We start from the raw sequence: 22,731 nt of genomic DNA, 5'->3' as shown, positions 1-22,731 counted from the left end.
CGATGAGCCGCCGCGTGACGGTTCATTCGTCGCGACGCAGATCCGGCGGGATGGGCACGTCGTTCAACGGGTCCGGCCGACGCCCCTTGCCGGCGCGGTACTGACGCAACTGATAGACATAGGCCAGGACCTGCGCCACCGCCAGGTAAAGGCCGGCGGGAATTTCCTGATCCAGCTCGGTGGAGTAATACACCGCCCGCGCCAGCGCCGGCGACTCCAGCACCGTGACCTTGTGCTCTTGGGCAATCTCGCGAATCTTCAGCGCCACGAAGTCGCCGCCCTTGGCCACCAGCCGGGGCGCCCCGCCCTTGTCGCCGTCGTATTTCAGCGCGACAGCGAAGTGCGTCGGGTTGGTGATCACCACGTCAGCCTCGGGCACCGCCTGCATCATGCGCCGCTGCGCAGCCTCGCGCTGCAGCTGACGAATCCGCGATTTGACCTCCGGCTTGCCTTCCGAGTCCTTGTATTCGTCCTTGACCTCCTGCTTGGTCATCATCAGCTTCTGCTTGTTGTCCCAGAGCTGAAATGGCACATCCACCGCGGCGATGACGATCAGCCCGCAGGCCATCCACAAGGCACACCAGCCGACGATCTCCGCGCTGTGCATGATCGCCAGGTCCAACGGCTGCTTGGCGATTGACAGCAGGTCGTCCTGATAAGCCGAGAGCACCAGCAGCGCGACGCCGAGCACCACGAGGAATTTGCCCAGGGCCTTGAGCAGCTCAACCAGCGCCTTGGTGGAGAACATGCGTTTCAGCCCGGCAGCCGGGTTCATCCTGCTGACCTTCGGCGCCATGGCCTTGGCGGAAAACAGCCAGCCACCCAGCGAGACGGGCCCGACAATCGAGGCGATCAGCAACGCGATGAGCAGCGGCATGATGGCCTCCAGCGCCATCAGGCCGCTGCCCATCAACAAACGAACCATCGACCCTTCGTCGAGCAGCGTTTCCCGGCTCAGTTCGAAGGTGCCTTGCATCATTGCCATCAGGGTCTGCGCCAGACTCCCGCCGGAAGCCAGCAGCCCGCCGATGCCACCGAGCGTCACCGCGACCGTACTGAGCTCACGGGAGCGCGCAAGCTGCCCCTTCTCGCGAGATTCGCGCAGGCGTTTCTCTGTGGGTTCCTCGCTTTTGTCGGCGCCGCTTTCGCTCTCAGCCATGAGCGACCTCCGGCAGATACGGGAAGCAAGGCATCAGCGAGCACCCGCCAGCTCGCGCAGCATCAAGAGCGCCTCGCTGACGAAGATCTGGTACTGCGCGAAGATGTCGGCCATACCGATCCAGACAATGATCAGACCCAGCACCAGGGTCAGCGGAAAGCCGATGGAGAAGATATTCAGCTGCGGAGCGGCCCGCGTCATCAGACCGAACGCAAGATTGACCACCAGCAGCGCGGTGATCGCCGGCAGGACCAATAGCAGGCCCGCGCCCAGCACCCAGCCAAGTTTGCCCGCCACCTCCCAGAAATGATTGGTCGATAGCCCCCCGCCTACCGGCAGGGTGACAAAGCTCTCGGCGAGGATTTCAAGCACTACCAGATGGCCGTTGACCGAGAGAAACAGCAGGATCACCAGCATATTGAAGAACTGACCGAGCACCGGCACCGAGATGCCGTTGGCCGGATCGACCATCGAAGCGAAACCGAGGCCCATCTGCATCGCCAGCATCTGCCCGGACACGATGAAGACGTGGAAGAACAGCTGCAGGACAAAACCAAGCATGACGCCGATCAGCAGCTGTTCGGCAATCAGCAGCAGCGAGGCCAGGCTCAGCGATTCGACCACCGGCATTGGCGGCAATGTCGGCACCAGCACCAGCGCAATGGCCAGAGCCAGATAGAGCCGCACTCGAACCGGAACCAGCTGGGTGCCGATGATCGGCATGCTCATCAACAGCGCAGCGATGCGAAACAGCGGGAGCAGAAACTGCCCCACCCAGCCGCCGATCTGCGCATTGCTCAGCTCCAGCACGTTCGGCTATCCGATCAGCAGCGGGATGTTTTGGACCAGGTTCTGCGTGTACTCCATAAGCTCACGGACCAGCCAGGGACCGGCCCAGATCAGCGTCAACAGCATCACCAGCAGGCGCGGCAGGAAGCTCAGCGTCTGCTCGTTGATCTGGGTGGCCGCCTGGAACATGGCCACCACCAGGCCCACCAGCAGACTCGGTACGACCAGCACGCCGACGATCATCGCGGTCATCCACAGCCCTTCACGAAACAGGTCCACCGCTACTTCAGGAGTCATCTGCTTGCTTCCCTAAAGGGTGCCGAAGCTGCCGGCGAGAGTACCGATGATCAGCCCCCAGCCATCCACCAGGACGAACAACATGATCTTGAACGGCAACGAAATGATCAGCGGCGAGAGCATCATCATGCCCATTGCCATCAGCACGCTGGCCACCACCATGTCGATGATCAGAAACGGAATGAAGATCATGAAGCCGATCTGGAAGGCCGTCTTCAGCTCCGAAGTGACGAAGGCCGGCACCAGGATAGTCATTGGTGCGGCTTCCGGCGAAGCGATGTCGGTACGTCGCGAAAGCCTGACGAAAAGCTCCAGATCGCTCTCGCGGGTCTGCGCCAGCATGAAGTTCTTCAATGGCACCTCGGCGCGGGAGATTGCCTCCTGTGCCGGTATCTGCTCGCTGAGATAAGGCTGCAGCGCGTCCTGATTAATCCGGTCGAATACCGGCGCCATGATGAACAACGTGAGGAACAGCGTCAGGCCAATGAGAATCTGGTTCGACGGCGTCTGCTGCAGCCCCAGGGCCTGACGCAGAATGGAAAAGACGATGATGATCCGGGTGAAACTGGTCATCAGCATGACGAACGCCGGAATGAAGCTCAGCGCCGTCATGATCAGCAGAATCTGCAGGCTGACCGAGTATTCCTGCTGCCCTTCGGCGTCGGTAGTCAGCGTTATCGCAGGAATCGACAAGGGGTTGTTGCCCTGCGCCAGGATGCCGGACGGCTCCTGCGCCATGGCAAGCGGGCCGCACAGCATCAGCACCGCCACTAGCAGAATGCGCAACATCAAGGCTTGTCCTTGTGATCCTTGCCGAGCAGCTCCATCAGACGCTGGGCAAATTCGGGATTGGCCGGCTCGGCGTCAGGAAGATGCACTGGTTGCTGCATCACATGCAGCGGCGTGATACGGCCGCCACTCAGACCGATGAGTACCTGCTCGCTGCCAACCTGCACCAGCACCAGGCGCTCGCGCGGCCCTAGCGCCTGACTGGAAACCAACTTGATCACCTGGGTGCCGCGTGGGTTCATCTGCTGCACGCGACGCAACAGCCAGGCGAGCAGAAAGATCAGCCCGACCACCAGCAACAGGCCGAGCATCAGCTTGGTCAGCTGCGCACCCATATCGGTACTGCTCATGCTGGTGGCAGGCTCCGCAGCCAGCACCGGGAGCGCGACCAGGGCGCTCAGAAATGCAAGCGCACGCATGTCAACGCAGCTTCTTGATACGTTCGGTGGGGCTGATCACGTCAGTCAGCCGGATGCCGAACTTCTCGTTGACCACCACCACTTCGCCATGCGCGATGAGCGTTCCGTTGACCAGCACATCGAGCGGCTCACCGGCCAGGCGGTCCAGCTCGACCACCGAACCCTGGTTGAGCTGCAGCAGGTTGCGAATGCTGATCTCGGTGCTGCCGACCTCCATGGAAATCGAAACAGGGATATCCAGAATCACATCCAGATTCGGCCCTTCCAGCCCCAGCGGCACACCGGTGGCTTTCGGTGCACTGGCGAAATCTTCCAGCGGTGCGCGCGGCGCAGCCGGCGCCGCAGCAGCGGGCGCCTGGTTCAGCAGCGCATCGATGTCGTCCTGACTGGCATCACCAGCTTCGGCCAGGGCTGCCGCCCACTCATCAGCCAGCGCCTGCTCTTCGGGAGAAGTGTTGTCGTGTTCGTCTGCCATCGTTAATCCTCGATAGGCTCGAATTGAGTAAAGGGCTGGTTCAACGTGGGCGAACCACGGGTTCCAGCACCTGCAACGCCAGGTTGCCCTTGTGGGCACCCAGCTTGACCTTGAATGCCGGCATGCCATTGGCACGCATGATCATGTCTTCCGGCATTTCCACCGGGATCACGTCGCCGGGCTGCATGTTCAGAATGTCGCGCAGCTTGAGTTGCCGCCTGACGACGGTGGCGCCCAGCGGCACGTTGACGTCGAGAATGTCCTCGCGCAGGGCCTTGACCCAGCGCTCGTCCTGATCGCTGACGTCCGACTGGAAACCGGCGTCGAGCATTTCGCGGATTGGCTCGATCATCGAATAGGGCATGGTCACGTGCAGATCGCCGCCACCGCTGTCCAGCTCGATGTGGAAGGTGGAAACCACCACCACTTCGCTGGGGCTGACGATATTGGCCAGCGCCGGGTTCACTTCCGAGTTGACGTACTCGAAGTTGACGTCCAGTACCGCATGCCAGGCTTCCTTGAGATCGGCAAAGGCCTGATCCAGCACCATGCGCACCACGCGCAGCTCGGTCGGGGTGAACTCACGCCCCTCGATCTTGGCGTGGCGACCGTCGCCGCCGAAGAAGTTGTCCACCAGCTTGAACACCAGCTTGGCGTCGAGAATGAACAGCGCCGTGCCACGCAGCGGCTTCATCTTCACCAGATTGAGACTGGTCGGTACATACAGTGAATGCACGTACTCGCCGAATTTCATCACCTGGACACCACCGACCGACACATCGGCCGAACGGCGCAGCAGGTTGAACATGCTGATCCGGGTGTAACGGGCGAAACGCTCGTTGATCATTTCCAGCGTAGGCATGCGCCCACGCACGATGCGGTCCTGACTGGTCAGGTCGTAGCTTTTGATGGACCCCGGCTCGGAATCGCTTTCGGTATCCACCAGACCGTCGTCGACCCCGTGCAGGAGCGCATCGATCTCGTCTTGCGAGAGCAGGTCTTGAACAGCCATCTGGGCAGCCTTCTATTGCAATACGAAGTTGGTGAACAGCACTTGCTCGACGGCAAGCTTGCCAATTTCCTTCTGTGCCAGCTCCTGCACGCTGGCCGTCGCCTGCTGACGCAGCATCTCTTTGCCGACCGGCGTTTTCAATGCCTCGAAGTCCTGACTGGAGAACAGCATGACCAGGCGATTGCGCAGTAACGGCATATGCACTTTGAGGGCATCCAGCGCAGCCTGATCGCGGGACATCAACGCGATGCTGACCTGCATGTAGCGCTGCCGCCCGTTATGGCTGAAGTTGACCACGAAAGCCGGCATCAGCACTTCGTAGATAGCTGGCTGCTTGCCGGACACGGCTGCCGCCGCTTCCTGCGCCTTGCTGGCATCGAGGTCATCACCTTTACCCATGAAGTACAGCGTGCCGCCGATGGAAAGCCCCACGGCCACTAACATGGCGACCACGATCACGATGATGAGTTTCAACCGCCCCTTGCCTGCCGAAGCCGCTTCCGGCCCGGTTGGCGGCACTGCCGCTGGAGCCTGTTTCTTAGCCATGCCAAATATCCGTCATCAACAGCGTTTAGTTCTGGTTTTCTGAGTTAAGAGCAACAGCTGTGCCAACGCCTCGACACAGCCGCTGTACAAGGCTGCGTTACCGAGCCAACACCGTATCAGGAATCAAAGATTCATATGGCGGGGACTGGTGGTGCCCGACGCCTCGTAGCGACAGGCGGCAGAAAACCGACGCAGCACGCTGCGGCCACGTCGGCGCGAATCGGCGAGCGCCGATCCGACGGTCAAGCGTAGAAGTCGACCAGCCCGCGGTTCCCAGCGCTGCGATTGCCGGCAACCTCGCTGACACCCAGCTGGAGCTCGCCGTCGTCCGCCTCGCCTTCAGCCGAGGAACCACCACGGGAAGATCCACCATCGGCGCCACCCTGCCAGCCGCGGGCGAGCGACTGGTCGGAGACGTTGACGTCCATAAGGTTCATGCCCTGCTGGGTGAACATTTCACGCAAACGCTGCATCTGCCCTTCCAGCGCCTCGCGAACCCCGGCATGCGGACTGAGGAAGGTGACCTGGGCCTGGTCCTTGGTCAGGTCGATGCGCACTTCCATGCGGCCAAGCTCAGCGGGATCGAGCTGGATTTCGGCCGATTTGAGATTCTGGCTGGACAACCACATCACCCGGTCGACCACGGCCTCGCTCCAGCCAGCCTGCTGCATCTGTACCGGCTGACCTGGCACCAGCCCCGGCCGCTGCGCCTGCTGGACCTGCTGCGTGATCGCCTGGCTCAAGGGGTTGAGACGCGCTGCGGCCAGCTCACTGGCGCTGGAAGAGCGGCTTTCCTTGGGACCGTCGACTGCATCCAGGAGATCTTTCCCGGCCAGATCCAAGTCGGTTTCCTCGCTATCAGGCGACTCCTTGCCCGCCAGCAAAACGCTAGCGAAGCCATCATCCACCTCGGTCTTGGCCTGCGCATCGGCGAGCGGATTCTGCAATTGCTGAACTGGCTTCTGCACCCCGGCCGGCATTTCATCCGCGGCCTGCAAGCCGGTGATCAGCGGCTCATCCGCCACCTGCTCGGCTTCTCCTGAAATGAGGCCCGGGGTCAGCGGCAGCCCGACCAACAGCGTTTCAGCCGGCAGTTCCGCGGCAGGCTGAGCCTCGGTTTGCGCTACGAACTGCCCTCCCAACCCCAGCAGCAAAAGGGGATCGAGCTCGGCGCCCGGCAGCTCTTCGGAGGGGGCCTCCGACGGCAACGGATTGCCGCTTTCGGCAACCGCCGGCTTTCCGTCACTGGCGGCTTCGGCAGCCGGTTGCCCACCCTTGTCATCCACTGGCTTGTCACGACTGGTGTCGTTGCGTGCCTGGCGCTCGACCGGCTTGGTCTGGCGTTCCTTCGCATAAACGTCGGAAAAGCTGGAGCTGCCGCTATCCCGCCCCTCGCGTGGCGCGTCGGGAGCCTTGGTCGAAGCCTTGGCACGCGCATCGACTGAAGGAGTTTTGAGTAACAGGTCGGGGGAAACAGCCATGAGGTCATTCCGCTACGGATGGATCGTGGCAGTAGCAGAGCAAGTTTTGGGCCAGGGCGGAAGCAGCATGACCAGCGGTTCAGATCACGCCGATGTGCCTGTAGTTGCACTCAGCAGATCGTCATCAGGCGAACCGAGGCTACAAATGCGTCAGAGATTTGGCCGCTCAACCGTAGCGTTGACGCTCGGCCCGGAACAGGATGCCGATAATGGCGAATTCACGCTCGATGGAGGCAATCAGCGCGGGGGCCAAGGCAAGTTGCTCACCTCGCGCAGCGGTTTCCAGTTCCTGACAAAGCTCCGCCAGGAGCACCGCCCCCATATTGCTGCAACTACCCTTGAAGCTGTGTGCGGCGCGACGCAGAGTTTCCGCCTGCTCGGCCTGATAGGCCTGCCGCAGCAGGCGAACGCGCTCTTCGGAATCGGCAAGGAAGGTATCCAGCAGCGCCGGATATTCACTTTCCATGACGTCCTGCAGCGTGGCCAGCACAGCGCTGTCGAGATGAGTGTTGGACACCGACACCCTCCTGCTTGAAAGCGGCGGATTATGCATCAGGCCGCCAGACGAACTCCACGCTCAGGCCGCGGCCGTCCGACTGCCAGTCGAATCCGTCGCTCAACTGGCGCACCAGATACAGCCCGCGACCACTGAAACGATCACTACCCAGCTGACCCTGCAGCGCTCGCGTCACGTCGAACCCGGCACCGCTATCATCGATGGAAATGCGCAAGCGCCCGCCCTGGCTATCGGTGCTGATGGCCAGTTCCAGATGAACATATCCGTCCGCCAGCGCCTGCAGCCGCTGCTGACGCAGGTCGTAGTAGCGCTGGAAGCCTTCGGCGTCACGTTTCAGTGCCGAATCCAAGCCAAGCACCCCGTGCTCCAACGCATTGGAGTACAGCTCGCCCAGCACTGCGTAGATCGCACCCGCACGCGGGCGCAGCTGGTTGACCTGCAGAAGCAGTTGCAACAGCATCGGTAACGGATTCCCGCTACGCAGACTCTCGGCGCGCAACTCGAGCCGCACCGACCAGTCCATGGGCCGCGAACGATGCGCAGTAGCCGGCGCAACCAGCGGCATTGCCATCGCCTCATCGGTGACCACGACCTCAACCAGGCTGAGGTCGTCGTGCTGCTGACCATGGAAATCCAGCAGCGCCTGCTCGATCTCATCAAAGAGCTGCGCCGGATCGCGATTGGCAGTCAGCGCAGCCAGCAAGCGCTGTTCGCCAAACAGTTCATCGTCGGCGTTGCGACTCTCCACCACGCCATCGGACAGCAATAGCAGTCGGTCGCCGGGTGCCAGCGGGTAATGCTCGAACTTGTCGTCGAGCGCCGCAGCAGAGACCACCCCCAACGGCAGATGCCGCGACACCAGAGCGGTGCGCTGGCCATTGGCACCTATCAGGTAACCATCCGGCAACCCACCGTTCCACACACGCAGGCTGCCCTGCTTGGGATTGATGTCGAGCAACATCGCGCAGCAGAACATTTCCACCGGGAGGATCTGCTTGAGCTTGGCGTTCATCTCACGAAGGATATCGGCGCCGGAGTAGCCCTTGGCGGCCATCCCGTAGAAAGTCTCTGCCAGCGGCATGGCACCAATGGCCGCGGGCAGACCATGCCCGGTGAAATCGCCGAGCAGGACGAACATCTGCCCTGCCGGCGCCTGGGCCGCCAGTAGCAGGTCACCATTGAACAGGGCTTGCGGCGATTGGCGATAACGGATATTCGGCGCGCTCAGGCAACCGGCATGGGCAACCTTGTCGAAGATCGCCTTGGCCGCCCGGTGCTCGGCGAGCAGTTGCTGGTTGCGCCTGGCAATCAGGTCGCGCTGCTCGAGCACCGTCGCCTGGAGTCGGCGCAGGCGGTGCATGGCCTGGATCTTGGCTTCGAGAATGATCGGGTTGTAAGGCTTGGCAATGAAGTCGTCGCCACCTGCTTCCAGGCACTGCACCAGCGCTTCGTTTTCTGTCAGCGAAGTCAGAAAGATGATCGGCACCAGCTCATCACCGGCGAGCTGCTTGATCCGTCGTGCTGCCTCGAAACCGTCCATCACCGGCATCAGGGCATCCATCAGCACCAGCTGTGGCCGCTCCTGCTGGAACAGCTCGACCGCCTCCTGACCATCCGCCGCGGTAAGTACCCGATGTCCCTGCCTGGTAACGATCGTTGAAAGCAGCATTCGATCGACCGGGCTGTCCTCGGCGATCAGAATCGACAGCCGCATGGGCATGTCAGGCAATCACGAACAGTTGTTCGAAGTTGGATACCGAAAGAATCTTGCGAACATCAGGGCTGCAATTGAGCAGACGAATGTCGGCCTCATCGCCGCCGGCGTGGTCACGCAGCAACAGCAGCATGCCCAGCGCGGAGCTGTCCATGTAGGTGGTGCCCTGCAGATTCACCACGTAACGCTGAGGGTTCACGTCCTGACGCTGATAAGCATCGCGGAAGGCCTGATGCGCATTGAAGTCGAAGCGTCCGCTAATGGAAATGGTCAGCTCCTGCCCATCCACCGAAGGCTGCGAGTTAATGGTCATGTGGCACTCCCTGATCCGGAACGTCTTGAGGCCGCGCGCATTGGCAGCCGTCGCTTAAGCGTAGTGACAGCCGTATTCGGGCTGGATGTGCAGCGACCGTACCGGGCCGGATCGAACGTCTATCCAGGGTCGATGGTCGCTGCGTGGAAAACGGGTGAAGATTTATCATTCAAGCTACAACACGGCAAGCACGAATCCGGCCGGATCGCGCCGAAGCATGGCAGGCGTGGTCATAGGTCGCGAGCACGCCCGGCAAGCCGCTGAGCGAATTCGTCGAGCAACTTTTGTTCACGTTTGTCTGCCGCGATGCGCGCCTCGCGCTGATAGCTTTCGATCAGCTTGCTCAGGCCTTCCACGCGCGCATGCTTTTGATGCCACTGTTGACGGACCTTGAGCAGATTGTCGCGATACCAGTTGACGCTGCGCTGCTGCTGGCCGATGGCCGACTCCAGCTGCGACAGAAAACGCTGGTAGTTCATCAGCCACTGACCGGAAACGCCTTGGCTACCCTGCTGCATCCACTGTTGCTGATAATCGCGAAAGTACTGATCGAGCTCGGCGAGTTTGGTTTCAGCCTGCGCGAGCTGCGTCTGCGCCTGCCCCAGCAGGCGCGCGGCATCACGTTCCGCGCGCTCGGCCATTTCGATGACCGGCGCCAGGCGCGCCGCTCGACTGGCCGCCATCGGTTAGCCCGCCTGCCGTGGACTGAAGACCGCAGCCAGTTGCGCGGCACTCTGGTCCAGGTTTTCGCTTTCATCGAGCCCCTGGCGCAGATAGCGGACCATTTCAGCCTGCCGCGCAATCGCCATGTCGGTTTCCGGATCGCCACCCGGCACGTAGGCACCGACGCTGATCAGGTCGCGGCTCTGCTGATAGCGCGACCACAACTGCTTGAAGCGCTGCGAAGCGCGCACGTGATCGGCGCTCACCACCTGCGGCATGACCCGGCTGATGGAGGCCTCGATATCGATGGCCGGGTAGTGGCCTTCCTCGGCCAGCCGGCGCGACAGCACAATGTGCCCGTCAAGGACCCCACGAGCGGCGTCGGCGATCGGGTCCTGCTGGTCATCGCCTTCCGACAGCACGGTATAGAACGCCGTGATGGAACCACCGCCCTGCTCGGCATTGCCGGCGCGCTCGACCAGACTGGGCAGCTTGGCGAACACCGACGGCGGGTATCCCTTGGTCGCCGGGGGTTCACCGATGGCCAGGGCGATCTCACGCTGGGCCTGGGCGTAACGCGTCAGCGAATCCATCAGCAGCAACACGTTCTTGCCCTTGTCGCGAAAATACTCGGCGATTCGTGTGCAATATTGCGCGGCACGCAGCCGCATCAGCGGCGCCTCGTCGGCCGGCGACGCGACTACCACCGAACGCTTGATGCTCTCCTCGCCGAGGATGTTCTCGATGAACTCCTTGACCTCGCGGCCGCGCTCACCAATCAGCCCGACCACGATGATGTCGGCCTCGGTGAAGCGGGTCATCATGCCCAGCAGCACCGACTTGCCGACACCGGTGCCGGCGAACAGACCGAGACGCTGACCGCGCCCGACCGTCAACAGGCCATTGATGCTGCGGATGCCGACATCCAGCGGTTCACTGATCGGATGGCGCTTGAGCGGGTTGATCACCGGCCCATCCATTGGCACCCAGTCCTCGGCCTTCATGCCGCCCTTGCCATCCAGCGCGCGCCCTGCCCCGTCGAGCACGCGACCGAGCATGGACATGCCCATGGGCAGCCGCCCGGTATTGAGCAACGGCACGACCCGTGCGCCAGGTGCGATGCCCGCCAGGCTGCCGACCGGCATCAGATACAGCTTGCCGCTGGAAAAGCCCATCACCTCGGCCTCGACCTCGGTGGGATGATAGCTATCGTCGTTGATCACCAGGCAGCGGCTACCGACTGCCGCGCGCAGGCCTTCCGCCTCGAGCGTGAGGCCGACCATGCGCAACAAGCGTCCTTCCAGCAGCGGCTGGCTGGGCAAATTGATCGCTGCGCGATAAGCCTCGAAACGTTTGGCGAAGCTGACCCGCTCAAGGCGCATCGGAAACATCCAGATCGATCGTCAGATCCGCCGGCGGTGGATGAGTGGCATTTTCGCGCTGTTGCTCGAACAGCTGCTTGATGGCCTGGGTGAGGCGCGTTTCGATGCTGGCATCGATCCGGCTGTGTTCGGTTTCGATATGGCAGCCGCCAGGCAGCAGGCTGCTGTCCTCGAGAATGCGCCAGCTTTCCTCGTGCCGCTCACGCAGTGCCTTGATCAGCTCGAAGTCCTGCGGATTGACGTGAATGCGCACGTTGCTGGCACCCATGGGCAACAGCTTCAGCGCTTCGCGTAGCACTTGGCGGATCTGGCTGGAATCGATCAGCAGATCGCGCTGGATCACTTCGCGCGCCATATGGCTGACCAGCGTGGCCATCGCATGTTCGAGGTTGCGATCCTGATCGGCGATCGGGTCGAGCAATTGACCCATCAGCCGCTCCAGACTTTCCACGCGAGGCGCCAGCGCCGCGTCGGCTTCCTGACGGGCCTTTAGCTGCCCGGCGTGAAAACCGTCCTTCTCGCCGGTGCCGAAGCCCTCGTTGTAAGCCTGCTGGCGGATCGCCTCGAGCTCGTCGAGCGTCAGCGGTTTGACTTCCTCGACCGGAACGTCCTCGCTGCGCGCCAACTCCTCGACCGGTTGCTCCACGACCGCCGCCGCAGGCACCAGCTGTTCTTCACCTTGCGGATCGAAACTGGGCAAAGACCAGCGATCGAACAAACTGACGTCCTTCGCGCGAATGAGGTCGCTGGGGTTGTCCTTGGCCATGTGTAGGGTTCGTACCTGCTTAGATCATCTCTTCGCCGCCCTTGGAGCCCAGGACGATTTCCCCGGCTTCGGCCATGCGGCGAGCAATGGTGAGGATTTCCTTCTGCGCGTTTTCGACATCGCTGACGCGCACCGGTCCCTTGGCTTCCAGATCGTCGCGCAGCAGCTCGCCGGCGCGCTTGGACATGTTCTTGAAGACCTTCTCCTTGATGCCGTCGTCGGCGCCCTTGAGCGCCATCACCAGCACGTCGGAGGATACCTCACGCAGCAGCACCTGAATGCCACGGTCGTCGACTTCGGCAAGGTTGTCGAAGACGAACATAAGGTCTTCGATCTGGCTGGACAGATCCTCGTCCACGTCGCGAATCGCGTCCATCAGCTGGCCTTCGATGGAGCTGTCCAGGTAGTTCATGATGTCGGCGGCACGCTTCACGCCACCCAGGCTGGCCCGGCTGGTGTTGGTGCTACCGGAGAACTGTTTCTCCAGAATCAGGTTCAGCTCCTTCAGGGCAGCGGGCTGCACGGTATTGAGCGAGGAAACGCGCAGCACGATATCCAGCCGCACCTTGTGGTCGAAATGCGACAACACCTCGCCGGCCTGATCCGGGTCGAGGTAGGCAACCACGATGGCCTGGATCTGTGGGTGCTCGTAGCGGATCACATCGGCCACCGCCCGTGGCTCCATCCACTTGAGGCTGTCCAGCCCGCTGGTATTGCCGCCCAGCAGGATACGATCGATCAGGCCGCCCGCCTTGTCCTCACCGAGGGCCTGGGTGAGCATCTTGCGGATATAGCCATCGGAGCCGACACCCAGGCTGGTCTGATCGCCGACGATCTCGACAAACTCGCTCATCACCTGTTCGATCTGCGTCTTCTGCACATTGCGCATCTGCGCCATGGCGGTGCCGACCCGCTGCACCTCCTTCGGACCGAGATGGCGCAGAACCTGCGCGGCATCGGTTTCACCCAGCGAGAGCAGCAGGATGGCTGCCTTGTCGACCTTGTTGAGCTTGGCGGGAAGTCGATTGTCATTCATCAGCGTTGATCCACTCTTTCACCACCTGGGCTACCCGTCCCGGGTCATCGGCCACCAGGTTCTTGATCGCATTCAGCTGGGCTTCATATCCCTCGCTGGGGCTTGGCAACAGGATGTTCTGCGGGCCACTCAGGCTGACCCGGTCATTCGACAGGCCGGATTCCAGGCCTTCCTCGTCACCCAGATCACCCGGACCATTGGCGACTTGCAGCTCCTTGCCACTGGAGGGATTGGTCAGGCTCTTGAGCACCGGACGCAGCACACCGAACACCAGCACGAGGATGAACAGCACGCCGAGCACCTGCTTGACGACATCCCAGAACCAGGGTTGCGAGTAGAACGGAGTCTCTTCGAAGGTTTCGCCAAAACTGTCCGCCACGAAGGCCGTGTTGATCACGCTGACGCTGTCGCCGCGGCTTGCATCGAAGCCTACCGAGTCCTGCACGAGGCGGGTAAAGCGCGCCAGATCGTCTGCAGTCCAGGGCACGCGAACCATCTCGCCGGCCGCATTCAGCGTCATCTGATCGTCAACCACCACGGCTACCGACAGGCGACGCAGGCGACCATGCTGTTGTTTGGTATAGCTGATGGAGCGGTCGAGCTCGTAATTTCGCGTGGCCTGCTCACGCTTGTCCGCCGGGAACGGTGCGAGCATCGGCTGGCCCGTTGCCGGGTCCATGATCTGCTGACCATTGGCATCCAGCAGCGGTTGACCAGGGGCCACAGCACCAGCAGCAGCGGCGGCCTGATTGGCCTGTTCAGGCGCAGCGGCCGGTCCAGGTGGCTGATTGCTCAGCGCGCCCGGCACGCCCTGCGGCGGCAGGCTGCTCTGACGTTGCTCGTTGACGCTCTGCTCGCTGCGCAGCGCCGGCTGATCGGGGTTGAAAGTCTCCGAGGTGGACTCGACCGCGCTGAAGTCCACATCCGCCGAGACTTCAGCCTTGTAGCGGCCGCTGCCGAGCACCGGCTGCAGGATGTTGTGCACGCGCTGGGTGTAGAGGCTCTCCATGCGACGGCTGTAGTCGAACTGCTTGCCGGCCATGCTCAACTCGGTCAGCTCCTGCTGATCGGACAGCAAGTTGCCCTTCTGATCCACCACGGTGATCTGCGACTTGTTCAGTTCCGGCACGCTGGTCGCCACCAGGTTGATGATCGCCATCACCTGGCTCGGCTCCAGTGCGCGGCCGGGATACAGCTCGACCAGCACCGAAGCGCTTGGCTTGCGCTCGTCACGGACGAACACCGAGCTTTTCGGAATGGCCAGGTGCACGCGGGCACCCTTGACGTTGTTCAGGCTGGAGATGGTCCGGCCCAGTTCGCCTTCGAGGCCGCGACGATAACGGGTCGCTTCCATGAACTGGCTGGTGCCGAGGCCCTGATCCTTGTCAAGAATCTCGAAACCGATATTGCTGTCGGCCGGCGCGATGCCCGCACTGGCCAGCTTGAGACGAGCGCGCGCAAGATCGTTGGCCTTGACCAGCAGGGCACCGGAATTGGGTTCGACGGTATAGGCAATATCCGCAGCGGCGAGGGTTTCCATCACCTGGTTGGCATCCATCCCCGCCAGGCTGCCGAGCAACGGGCGATAGTCGGGCTGCTGCGACCAGAGAACCACGGCAAAACCGATCGCCACGCTGGCCGCCAGACCGACCAACAGGCCAACCTGCCGCAGCATCGACATATCCGACAGGTTTTCCAGAAAGGACAGGCCCAGCAAGGGCTTCTTGGCATCCTCGGCGGTAGTCGGCACCGGAACGTTGCTCAACGCTTCAGCCATGATTCAATCCACCTCACACCGGCATCTGCATGATGTCTTGGTAAGCCTGAACCAGTTTGTTACGCACCTGGGTCATGGCCTGAAAGGAAACGCTGGCCTTCTGCGAGGCGATCATCACTTCGGTCAGGTCGACACCGCCCTGCCCCATTTCGAAGGCAGACGAAATCTGGCTCGAAACCTGCTGGGTTTCGTGAACCTTGTTCACCGCCTGGCCAAGCATGTCGGAGAAGCTCGGAGCGCCGACCTCTTGGGTCTGGACCTCCGGCTTGCTGCGCGCCATTGCATCGGTCTGCATGGCCCGCATTTCCAGCATCAAGCGATTGAATTGAACACCCTGACTCATCTAACCCTCCAACAGCTGCGGTTTTTTTGACGCTTCGCAGCAGGCAAAGACTAGATAGCAACAAGGGTGCCAGATTGCAGCGCATCGCCCTGGTACGGCGATGACCTGCACCCTGGCTGGCGACTGTTACGTCCGATGCACTCGCGGCTGTACCGCGACGCAGCCCGCAGAGGCCAATAGGCTTGTACGCCAGGTTCGCCGTTGCGCACCGCCGCATCTTTAATAAGTAGAAAGCAAAATGACTGAGATCAGCCGCACCGCCTTGCGCCCCCTGAGCGATAGTTCGCCCTCGACCATCGTGGCTGGTTTCATTGCCATGCTCACCGGCTATACCAGCTCGCTGGTACTGATGTTCCAGGCTGGCCAGGCAGCAGGTCTGAGTGCGGCGCAGATTTCATCGTGGATCTGGGCGTTGTCGATCGGCATGGCCATCTGCAGCGTTGGCCTGTCACTGCGCTTTCGCACCCCGGTGGTGGTCGCCTGGTCGACTCCTGGTGCTGCGCTGCTGATTACCAGCCTGCCTGGCGTGCCGTACGGCGAAGCGATCGGCGCGTTCATCTTCGCTTCGGCACTGATTGCCCTGTGCGGCCTGACCGGCAGTTTCGAGCGACTGATGCGGCGTGTGCCGGCATCGTTGGCCGCCGCGCTGTTGGCGGGCGTGCTGTTCAATATCGGCATCGAGATATTCAAGGCTGTGGAGGTCCAGCCGGCGCTGGTGCTCGGGATGTTCTTCAGCTACCTGCTGGCCAAACGGCTGCAGCCACGCTACGCCGTGCTCGCCGCGCTACTGGTCGGCTGCCTGATCGCCGGCGTCTCCGGTTTGCTGGATTTTCAGCGTTTCAGTCTGCAGCTGGCGATTCCGGTATGGACCACGCCAGCACTGTCCTTTGCCGCCATTTTCAGCATCGGCATTCCGCTGTTCGTCATTGCCATGGCCTCGCAGAATATGCCTGGGCTGGCTGTGCTACGAGCCGAGGGCTATCAGGTACCCGCGTCGCCGCTGATCTCGACGACAGGTATCGCTTCGGTGTTGCTGGCACCCTTCGGTTCCCACGGCATCCATCTGGCGGCGATCACGATGGCGATCTGCGCGGGTCCTGAAGCCCACCCCGATCCAAACAAACGCTATACGGCGGCTGCCTGGTGCGGCGTTTTCTACGGAATCGCCGGGATCTTCGGCGCAACCCTGGCGGCGTTGTTCGCCGCCTTTCCGGCGGCGCTGGTGTTGTCGGTCGCCGCACTGGCGCTGCTCGGCTCCATCGGCTCAGGCCTGACCCAGGCCATGCAGCAACCCAGCGAGCGCGAAGCGGCGCTGATCACCTTCATGGTGACGGCGTCGGGGCTGACCCTGTTCGGAATCGGCGCGGCGCTCTGGGGGCTGATTGCGGGGGTGTTGACGTTGGTGATTCTGAGCCGCCGCAGCTAGGCCGCGTCAAAAGTGTTGCCCGGCCCAGAGAAGGCCGGGCCAGGCTCGCTAGATCGCCGTCGCACCACCATCCACCGCCAACGCTTGGCCGGTAGTGAACGCTGCACCATCGCAGCACAGGTACAACACTGCGGCGGCGATCTCCTCGACCTTACCGATGCGCCCGACCGGGTGCATCGCGGCGGCGAACTCAGCCTTGCGCGGATCGGCCTCGTAGGCGCGGCGGAACATGTCGGTATCGATCACCGCCGGGCATACGGCATTCACACGAATCTTTTTCTTGGCGTACTCGATTGCCGCCGACTTGGTCAGGCCGATCACCGCGTGCTTGGACGCCGCATAGATACTCATCTTCGGCGCGGCGCCCAGCCCCGCGACCGACGCGGTATTGACGATGGCACCTCCGCCCTGCGCGAGCATCACCGGCAACTGATGCTTCATGCACAGCCACACGCCCTTGACGTTGACACCCATGATCGCGTCGAACTCCGCCTCACTGCCTTCGGCCAACCGACCCTGCTCGATCTCGATCCCGGCGTTGTTGAATGCGTAATCGAGCCGACCGAATTGCGCCAGCACTTGCTCGATGAGCGCCTTGACCTCGGCATCGCGCGTCACGTCGCAGCGTACGGCGAACGCCTCACCGCCAGCGGCACGAATGCTTTCTGCACCGTCACGGATGCCGGCCTCATCGATGTCCGCCAGCACCACCTTGAGACCCTGCTCGGCGAACGCCTGCGCGGTAGCGCGACCGATACCTGCCGCTGCGCCGGTTACCAGGGCGACCTGCCCGGAGAATGTCATGCTCATGATTGTTCTTCCCGAAGAATTCGACTCGCCTTGTGGCCGCGAAATGACCACATAAGGCTTCCCGGTCGAACTTATACCGTTATGCGCTCGCGCATTTAACTGCCGCCACGGTCATATCACCGAACTGGATGCCCGTGCATTCCAGTGCCCTCGCATTCCTTGCGATGCAGAGCCAAGCGGGCTAAACCAAACCTTTCGCATACACGAGGCTTATTTCATGACCCTGCTCAACCAGCAATTCCTGCTAGCCCAGCGGCCGATCGGTGCGCCGACCCGGGAAACCTTCGACTACGTCGAGAAGCCGGTGAGCGAGCCTGGCCCGAATCAGATCTTGGTCAAGGTCGAGTACCTGTCCATCGATCCTGCCATGCGCGGCTGGATGAACGATGCCAAGTCCTATATTCCGCCGGTTGGCATCGGCGAAGTGATGCGCGCGCTGGGCGTCGGCAAGGTGATCGCCTCGCAGCACCCGGACTACAAGGAAGGCGACTACGTAAACGGTGCCCTGGGCGTGCAGGCGTACTACCTGGGCGAGCCGAAAGGTTTCTATAAAGTCGACCCACAGCAGGCGCCCTTACCGCGCTACCTGTCGGCGCTGGGCATGACCGGTATGACCGCCTACTTCGCGCTGCTTTCAGTCGGTCAGCCCAAGGCCGGCGAAACCGTGGTGATATCCGGCGCCGCCGGCGCAGTCGGCAGCATCGCCGGGCAGATCGCCAAGCTCAAAGGCTGCCGCGTGGTGGGCATCGCCGGCGGCGCGGACAAATGCCGCTTTCTTACCGAGAAGCTCGGCTTCGACGGTGCCATCGACTACAAGAACGAGGATCTGGCGGCTGGCTTGAAGCGCGAATGCCCGAAAGGCGTGGACGTGTACTTCGACAACGTCGGCGGCGACATCCTAGATACCGTGCTGCAACGCATCAGCGTCGGCGCGCGGGTAGTGATCTGCGGCGCCATCAGCCAGTACAACAACAAGGAAGCGGTGAAGGGGCCGTCCAACTACCTGTCGCTGCTGGTCAACCGCGCGCGGATGGAAGGTATGGTGGTAACCGACTACGTTTCGCGCTATTCCGAGGCAATGCGCGACATGGCCGAATGGCTCGCGAGCGGCCAACTGAAGAGCAAGGAAGACATCATCGAGGGGCTACAGACCTTCCCGGATACGCTGATGAAGCTGTTTACCGGCGGCAACTTCGGCAAGCTGGTGCTCAAGGTCAGCTGAGCACCTGTCCGCTGCGTCAAAAAGGCTGAGCCGTGAGGCCCAGCCTTTTTTCGTCATGCCAGTTCGGCCACCACGGCTGCCAGCGCTCGCGCCGGATCGGCCGCCTGCGCGATCGGCCGGCCGATCACCAGATAATCAGAGCCTGCTGCCATAGCCTGGGCTGGCGTGAGAATGCGCCGCTGATCGTCCTGCGCACTACCGGCCGGGCGGATGCCGGGGGTGACCAGCTGCAGTGCCGGGTACTGCGCCTTGAGCGGTACTGCCTCCTGCGCCGAACAAACCAACCCGTCGAGTCCCGCTTGCGCTGCCAGCCCAGCGAGCCGCAATACCTGCTCCTGCGGCGCAACGTCCAGACCGATGCCGGCGAGATCGTCCTGCTCCATGCTGGTCAGCACCGTCACGCCAATCAGTAGCGGCGCGGGTCCGGCCATACCGGAAAGCGTTTCACGGCACGCCGCCATCATCCGCAGCCCGCCGGAGCAGTGCACATTGACCATCCACACACCCAGCTCGGCAGCGGCCTTCACCGCCATCGCGGTGGTGTTGGGAATGTCGTGAAACTTGAGATCGAGGAACACCTCGAAGCCCATTCCCTGCAGTGCCTCGACCACCGCCGGACCACAACGCGTGAACAGCTCCTTGCCGACCTTGACCCGGCACAGCTTGGGATCGAGCTGCCGCGCCAATGCCAACGCGGCATCGCGAGAGGGGAAATCGAGCGCTACGATAATCGGAGTCTGGCAGGTCATGACACGTCCTCGGAAAAGTCGGCGCGCATTGTCGCAGAAAACACCGAGCGCGACGAAAGCCCTCACACAAGGTCAAAATCCATGCAGGAGCTTGACCCGGATTGGTGACCCCACGTGCGCGCCGCCGTAAAGTGCACAACAGGTCGCAGCTCGAGCGCCCCATCAACCACTCGCCTGGAGAAACAGCATGCCCTGGTATTTCTGGCTGATTCTGCTCGTCGCACTCGGATCGATTGTCGGCAGTCTGCTGATGCTGCGCTCGACCGCACGCAAGATCCCGTTAACCGAAGAACAAAAGAAACGCATTGCCCAGCGCAATGCCGAAGCGGATGCGCAGGAATCGCGTGATCGATAACCCGGCCCCGTGCACCTGACACGAGTTTTCGCTAGCCAGTAGTGGCTTAAGGCCTTCATAACCGCGATCATTGCAGTTCTAGTAAGGACCCCCGCATGCACGCTCCTTCCAATGGCAACGGCCCGATGAAGCCGAAGGCCAGAACACTGTTCGCCCGACGTATCCTGCCCAGCATGGTTGCGCTACTCGTCGCCGCACTGGTTGCAGCAGCGCTTGCGCTTATCAACATAGCTCGGCATATCGACCGGGATGCATTGGCACAGAGTCAGTTCCTCGCCAGCAAGGCGCTGCAGGCCCAGCACGACTGGATGAATCGCTCCATCGTCGATTACGCCTTCTGGGGTGACGCCTACAGGCATCTCAACGGGCAGCCCGATACGGATTGGGCATACACACAGGCCAACCTCGGCCCCTCGCTTTACAAGGATTTCGATTACGAAGCGGTACTGGTGATAAATCCGGATGGCGAAACGGCCTACTCGGTAGTCCGTGGCAAATTGCAGCCGGTAGACAGCCGCGAGTACCTGCAGGGCGGCTTGCCGGAGCTGTTGGCGCGCGCCCGCACCGCGGTGGAAGAGGATGTCGGCGTGTCCTCGCTACTGTGGTCAGAAGGCCAGCCAGCACTGGTCGCCGCGGCGGTGCTGAGCACAGGCGGCGCCAACGTCGAGGAGATCGACGGCCCCTCATCTATTCTGCTCTTCGTCGACCTGCTGGATGCAGCGCGGCTGGAAGAAATCGGCGCGCAGTATGCAATCGAGCATCTGCGTTTGGCCGGCGGTCTGGCGCCACTGGATGGTCCCAGCATCGCGCAGACGATGGAGAACGGCTCAGCCATCCACTTCACCTGGACCGCCCCCCAACCTGGTCGCCTATTGCTCTGGGTAACCCTGCCAATTCTGGCAGCGGTCGCGCTCGGTCTGGGATTGCTGGCCTGGCTACTGATGCGCCACGCCCTGCGCTCCATGCATCTGCTTGATGTCAGCTACGCACGGCTCGCAGCCAGCCGAAGCGCGTTAGCCGAAAGCGAAGAACGCTTTCGCGATGTCGCCGAGGCGGCTTCCGACTGGATCTGGGAGACCGATGACCAGGCGCGGCTGACGTTTCTCTCCAACCGCTTTCGGCAAATCACCGGCCATGAACCCAGACAGTGGCTAGGCCGCCCCTTGCTGGAGCTGCTGATTTCCGACAGCGCAGCCCTGCACAGCTGGCTCGAAGCACCGGAGATTACACCGCTGCGCAGCAGCTATCGGGCAGCAGACGGTTGTGAGCGCTTTTGCCGGCTGGCGGCCCGCAGCATTCAGCATGACGGCAAGCTGGTCGGCTACCGCGGCACGGCCAGCGACGTCACCGAGGAAACCAAGGCGCAGGCGCGAATCCAGTACCTTTCGCAGCACGACCCGCTGACCGGCCTGCCCAACCGCAGCCGGCTGCGTGACTACCTGGAGCAGAACCTGGCATCACTGCGCAGCGGCTCGACGATGACGCTGCTTTACATCGATCTGGATCGTTTCAAGCCGGTGAACGACACCCTGGGCCATGCGGCGGGTGATGAGGTACTGATGGGCGTAGCCTCGCGGCTACGCGAACGCACACGCGACGGCGATCTGGTGGCGCGCCTGGGTGGTGACGAGTTCGTCGTCGCGTTGCATCGCATGAGCGAAGACGAAGACATCGACCGGCTGTGCAACCGCATCATCGAGGCGCTCAGCGCGCCGTTCGCCTATGAGAACCATCAGATCAGTATCGGCGCCAGCATCGGTGTGGCTCTGGCGCCTATGGATGCGACCCAGGCCAACGAACTACTGCGCTGCGCCGACATCGCCCTGTATCAGGCCAAGGATGCCGGCCGTGGAACCTGGCGCGCCTATGGGCGGGACATGGACCAGCGGCTGCATGAACGACTCAGGCGCGAGGAGCAACTGCGCGTTGCGATCGCCGAACAGCACCTGGAAGTCCATTATCAGCCGCGCTACCTGAGCCAGGGCATGCGGATCATCGGCGCCGAGGCGTTGGTTCGCTGGCATCATCCCACCCACGGCCTGCTGCTGCCCGAGCAGTTCATCCCGCTGGCCGAAGAAACCGGCTTGATCATCCCGCTCGGCCGCTGGGTCTTGCAGCAAGCCTGTCAGCAGGCCGCCACCTGGCCGGTCGATATGGTCGTATCGGTCAACCTCTCACCGCTGCAGCTGCATGACGATCGCCTGCTGGACGAGATAAGCCAGGCACTGCGCGACAACGGCCTGGCGGGCGAGCGTCTGGAACTGGAGATCACCGAAAGTGCGCTGCTACAGGAAACCCAAAGCACACTGGACCTGCTCAAGCGCATCAAGGCGCTCGGCGTACACCTGGCCGTGGACGACTTCGGCACCGGCTACTCGTCGCTGACCAGCCTGCGCCACTACCCGTTCGATGTGATAAAGATCGACAACAGCTTCGTGGCCGGCATCGAACAGTCGATGGAAGATCATTCCATCGTGCGCGCCCTGATCGAGCTGGGCCGAGGGCTGCAGATGCGCGTGACTGCCGAAGGAGTGGAAACCGAAGAACAACTGCGTTTGCTGACCGATGACGGATGCACCGAAGTGCAAGGTTTTCACATGAGCCTGCCCATGCCCGCCGAGGAATTGAGGCGGCTGCTTGCGGGTGCAGGCTGACGTCCATTGATACACCGCGCCTCGTCACCGAGGCGCC

The 22,731-nt window shown here is 62.3% G+C and carries 24 protein-coding genes; 4 read left to right on the top strand and 20 right to left on the bottom strand.

Going from position 1 to position 22,731, the window contains the following annotated elements:
* Positions 1-22: 22 nt before the first annotated feature.
* The 18 genes from flhB to fliE form a co-directional block, all read right to left on the bottom strand.
* On the bottom strand, positions 23-1,159 hold the full coding sequence (gene flhB, locus BHD08_RS08005) for a flagellar biosynthesis protein FlhB (protein WP_015276584.1): 1,137 nt from the start codon (positions 1,157-1,159) through the stop codon (positions 23-25).
* A gap of 33 nt (positions 1,160-1,192) precedes the next feature.
* Positions 1,193-1,969 carry a flagellar biosynthetic protein FliR gene (fliR, locus tag BHD08_RS08000; protein ID WP_015276583.1) on the bottom strand — a complete coding sequence of 259 codons (777 nt, stop codon included), beginning with the start codon at positions 1,967-1,969 and terminating at the stop codon, positions 1,193-1,195.
* 6 nt (positions 1,970-1,975) lie between these two features.
* On the bottom strand, positions 1,976-2,245 hold the full coding sequence (fliQ, locus tag BHD08_RS07995) for a flagellar biosynthesis protein FliQ (RefSeq protein WP_003296594.1): 270 nt from the start codon (positions 2,243-2,245) through the stop codon (positions 1,976-1,978).
* Positions 2,246-2,257: 12 nt separating this feature from the next.
* Entirely contained in the window at positions 2,258-3,034 is a 777-nt protein-coding gene (fliP, locus tag BHD08_RS07990; protein ID WP_015276582.1) for a flagellar type III secretion system pore protein FliP, read from the bottom strand.
* A complete protein-coding gene (gene fliO, locus BHD08_RS07985) occupies positions 3,034-3,453 on the bottom strand; it encodes a flagellar biosynthetic protein FliO (protein ID WP_015276581.1) in 420 nt (139 codons plus the stop codon). The genes fliP and fliO overlap by 1 nt, the downstream gene beginning before the upstream one ends.
* A gap of 1 nt (position 3,454) precedes the next feature.
* Positions 3,455-3,928 carry a flagellar motor switch protein FliN gene (fliN, locus tag BHD08_RS07980; RefSeq protein ID WP_125021391.1) on the bottom strand — a complete coding sequence of 158 codons (474 nt, stop codon included), beginning with the start codon at positions 3,926-3,928 and terminating at the stop codon, positions 3,455-3,457.
* Positions 3,929-3,968: 40 nt separating this feature from the next.
* On the bottom strand, positions 3,969-4,940 hold the full coding sequence (gene fliM, locus BHD08_RS07975) for a flagellar motor switch protein FliM (RefSeq protein ID WP_013983226.1): 972 nt from the start codon (positions 4,938-4,940) through the stop codon (positions 3,969-3,971).
* A 12-nt stretch (positions 4,941-4,952) separates the two neighbouring features.
* A complete protein-coding gene (fliL, locus tag BHD08_RS07970; protein ID WP_125021390.1) occupies positions 4,953-5,486 on the bottom strand; it encodes a flagellar basal body-associated protein FliL in 534 nt (177 codons plus the stop codon).
* A 242-nt stretch (positions 5,487-5,728) separates the two neighbouring features.
* On the bottom strand, positions 5,729-6,967 hold the full coding sequence (locus BHD08_RS07965) for a flagellar hook-length control protein FliK (RefSeq protein WP_125021389.1): 1,239 nt from the start codon (positions 6,965-6,967) through the stop codon (positions 5,729-5,731).
* A 166-nt stretch (positions 6,968-7,133) separates the two neighbouring features.
* On the bottom strand, positions 7,134-7,484 hold the full coding sequence (locus BHD08_RS07960) for an Hpt domain-containing protein (protein ID WP_125021388.1): 351 nt from the start codon (positions 7,482-7,484) through the stop codon (positions 7,134-7,136).
* Positions 7,485-7,512: 28 nt separating this feature from the next.
* Complete coding sequence (locus BHD08_RS07955; protein WP_177412649.1) at positions 7,513-9,204, bottom strand: fused response regulator/phosphatase; 1,692 nt, start codon at positions 9,202-9,204, stop codon at positions 7,513-7,515.
* A 1-nt stretch (position 9,205) separates the two neighbouring features.
* On the bottom strand, positions 9,206-9,511 hold the full coding sequence (locus tag BHD08_RS07950) for an STAS domain-containing protein (RefSeq protein ID WP_015276575.1): 306 nt from the start codon (positions 9,509-9,511) through the stop codon (positions 9,206-9,208).
* A 230-nt stretch (positions 9,512-9,741) separates the two neighbouring features.
* A complete protein-coding gene (fliJ, locus tag BHD08_RS07945; RefSeq protein ID WP_106158307.1) occupies positions 9,742-10,194 on the bottom strand; it encodes a flagellar export protein FliJ in 453 nt (150 codons plus the stop codon).
* 3 nt (positions 10,195-10,197) lie between these two features.
* Positions 10,198-11,556, bottom strand: coding sequence for a flagellar protein export ATPase FliI (fliI, locus tag BHD08_RS07940; protein WP_125021521.1), 1,359 nt, complete (start codon positions 11,554-11,556; stop codon positions 10,198-10,200).
* On the bottom strand, positions 11,546-12,322 hold the full coding sequence (fliH, locus tag BHD08_RS07935) for a flagellar assembly protein FliH (RefSeq protein ID WP_125021386.1): 777 nt from the start codon (positions 12,320-12,322) through the stop codon (positions 11,546-11,548). The genes fliI and fliH overlap by 11 nt, the downstream gene beginning before the upstream one ends.
* Before the next feature lie 19 nt (positions 12,323-12,341).
* The gene (fliG, locus tag BHD08_RS07930) at positions 12,342-13,358 is read right to left on the bottom strand and encodes a flagellar motor switch protein FliG (RefSeq protein ID WP_015276571.1); all 1,017 of its coding nucleotides are present in this window, start codon (positions 13,356-13,358) and stop codon (positions 12,342-12,344) included.
* Positions 13,351-15,135, bottom strand: coding sequence for a flagellar basal-body MS-ring/collar protein FliF (fliF, locus tag BHD08_RS07925; protein WP_125021385.1), 1,785 nt, complete (start codon positions 15,133-15,135; stop codon positions 13,351-13,353). The genes fliG and fliF overlap by 8 nt, the downstream gene beginning before the upstream one ends.
* 13 nt (positions 15,136-15,148) lie before the next feature.
* Positions 15,149-15,478 (bottom strand): flagellar hook-basal body complex protein FliE, encoded by a 330-nt coding sequence (gene fliE / locus BHD08_RS07920; protein ID WP_125021384.1) that lies wholly within the window; start codon positions 15,476-15,478, stop codon positions 15,149-15,151.
* A 238-nt stretch (positions 15,479-15,716) separates the two neighbouring features.
* Here fliE and BHD08_RS07915 point away from each other — a divergent pair, with 238 nt between their 5' ends.
* Positions 15,717-16,904, top strand: a complete 1,188-nt coding sequence (locus tag BHD08_RS07915; RefSeq protein WP_125021383.1) for a benzoate/H(+) symporter BenE family transporter — start codon at positions 15,717-15,719, stop codon at positions 16,902-16,904.
* Positions 16,905-16,952: 48 nt separating this feature from the next.
* Here BHD08_RS07915 and BHD08_RS07910 read toward each other — a convergent pair whose 3' ends face one another.
* A complete protein-coding gene (locus BHD08_RS07910) occupies positions 16,953-17,714 on the bottom strand; it encodes an SDR family oxidoreductase (RefSeq protein ID WP_125021382.1) in 762 nt (253 codons plus the stop codon).
* Positions 17,715-17,931: 217 nt separating this feature from the next.
* Between BHD08_RS07910 and BHD08_RS07905 the strand changes: the two genes are divergently transcribed.
* A complete protein-coding gene (locus BHD08_RS07905) occupies positions 17,932-18,936 on the top strand; it encodes an NADP-dependent oxidoreductase (protein WP_125021381.1) in 1,005 nt (334 codons plus the stop codon).
* A 53-nt stretch (positions 18,937-18,989) separates the two neighbouring features.
* Here the strand turns inward: BHD08_RS07905 and pyrF are convergent, their stop codons facing one another.
* Positions 18,990-19,685, bottom strand: a complete 696-nt coding sequence (gene pyrF, locus BHD08_RS07900) for an orotidine-5'-phosphate decarboxylase (RefSeq protein ID WP_125021380.1) — start codon at positions 19,683-19,685, stop codon at positions 18,990-18,992.
* A gap of 187 nt (positions 19,686-19,872) precedes the next feature.
* On the opposite strand from pyrF, the gene BHD08_RS07895 reads away from it, so the two are divergent.
* Positions 19,873-20,040, top strand: coding sequence for a DUF2897 family protein (locus tag BHD08_RS07895; protein WP_015276564.1), 168 nt, complete (start codon positions 19,873-19,875; stop codon positions 20,038-20,040).
* Between the two features lie 95 nt (positions 20,041-20,135).
* On the top strand, positions 20,136-22,694 hold the full coding sequence (locus BHD08_RS07890) for an EAL domain-containing protein (protein WP_125021379.1): 2,559 nt from the start codon (positions 20,136-20,138) through the stop codon (positions 22,692-22,694).
* The last annotated feature ends 37 nt before the right edge of the window (positions 22,695-22,731 follow it).

Source organism: Pseudomonas sp. SCT (assembly GCF_003864275.1).
GTDB lineage: Bacteria > Pseudomonadota > Gammaproteobacteria > Pseudomonadales > Pseudomonadaceae > Stutzerimonas > Stutzerimonas stutzeri_AE.
This window is presented reverse-complemented; position numbering and strand designations above follow the sequence as displayed.

Excerpts from the sequence above, each read along its gene's own strand:
- flhB (WP_015276584.1), bottom strand. The coding sequence starts at position 1,159 with ATGGCTGAGAGCGAAAGCGGCGCCGACAAAAGCGAGGAACCCACAGAG.
- fliQ (WP_003296594.1), bottom strand. The coding sequence starts at position 2,245 with ATGACTCCTGAAGTAGCGGTGGACCTGTTTCGTGAAGGGCTGTGGATG.
- fliP (WP_015276582.1), bottom strand. The coding sequence starts at position 3,034 with ATGTTGCGCATTCTGCTAGTGGCGGTGCTGATGCTGTGCGGCCCGCTT.
- fliO (WP_015276581.1), bottom strand. The coding sequence starts at position 3,453 with ATGCGTGCGCTTGCATTTCTGAGCGCCCTGGTCGCGCTCCCGGTGCTG.
- fliN (WP_125021391.1), bottom strand. The coding sequence starts at position 3,928 with ATGGCAGACGAACACGACAACACTTCTCCCGAAGAGCAGGCGCTGGCT.
- fliM (WP_013983226.1), bottom strand. The coding sequence starts at position 4,940 with ATGGCTGTTCAAGACCTGCTCTCGCAAGACGAGATCGATGCGCTCCTG.
- fliL (WP_125021390.1), bottom strand. The coding sequence starts at position 5,486 with ATGGCTAAGAAACAGGCTCCAGCGGCAGTGCCGCCAACCGGGCCGGAA.
- BHD08_RS07965 (WP_125021389.1), bottom strand. The coding sequence starts at position 6,967 with ATGGCTGTTTCCCCCGACCTGTTACTCAAAACTCCTTCAGTCGATGCG.
- BHD08_RS07955 (WP_177412649.1), bottom strand. The coding sequence starts at position 9,204 with ATGCCCATGCGGCTGTCGATTCTGATCGCCGAGGACAGCCCGGTCGAT.
- BHD08_RS07950 (WP_015276575.1), bottom strand. The coding sequence starts at position 9,511 with ATGACCATTAACTCGCAGCCTTCGGTGGATGGGCAGGAGCTGACCATT.
- fliJ (WP_106158307.1), bottom strand. The coding sequence starts at position 10,194 with ATGGCGGCCAGTCGAGCGGCGCGCCTGGCGCCGGTCATCGAAATGGCC.
- fliI (WP_125021521.1), bottom strand. The coding sequence starts at position 11,556 with ATGCGCCTTGAGCGGGTCAGCTTCGCCAAACGTTTCGAGGCTTATCGC.
- fliH (WP_125021386.1), bottom strand. The coding sequence starts at position 12,322 with ATGGCCAAGGACAACCCCAGCGACCTCATTCGCGCGAAGGACGTCAGT.
- fliG (WP_015276571.1), bottom strand. The coding sequence starts at position 13,358 with ATGAATGACAATCGACTTCCCGCCAAGCTCAACAAGGTCGACAAGGCA.
- fliF (WP_125021385.1), bottom strand. The coding sequence starts at position 15,135 with ATGGCTGAAGCGTTGAGCAACGTTCCGGTGCCGACTACCGCCGAGGAT.
- fliE (WP_125021384.1), bottom strand. The coding sequence starts at position 15,478 with ATGAGTCAGGGTGTTCAATTCAATCGCTTGATGCTGGAAATGCGGGCC.
- BHD08_RS07915 (WP_125021383.1), top strand. The coding sequence starts at position 15,717 with ATGACTGAGATCAGCCGCACCGCCTTGCGCCCCCTGAGCGATAGTTCG.
- BHD08_RS07910 (WP_125021382.1), bottom strand. The coding sequence starts at position 17,714 with ATGAGCATGACATTCTCCGGGCAGGTCGCCCTGGTAACCGGCGCAGCG.
- BHD08_RS07905 (WP_125021381.1), top strand. The coding sequence starts at position 17,932 with ATGACCCTGCTCAACCAGCAATTCCTGCTAGCCCAGCGGCCGATCGGT.
- pyrF (WP_125021380.1), bottom strand. The coding sequence starts at position 19,685 with ATGACCTGCCAGACTCCGATTATCGTAGCGCTCGATTTCCCCTCTCGC.
- BHD08_RS07895 (WP_015276564.1), top strand. The coding sequence starts at position 19,873 with ATGCCCTGGTATTTCTGGCTGATTCTGCTCGTCGCACTCGGATCGATT.
- BHD08_RS07890 (WP_125021379.1), top strand. The coding sequence starts at position 20,136 with ATGCACGCTCCTTCCAATGGCAACGGCCCGATGAAGCCGAAGGCCAGA.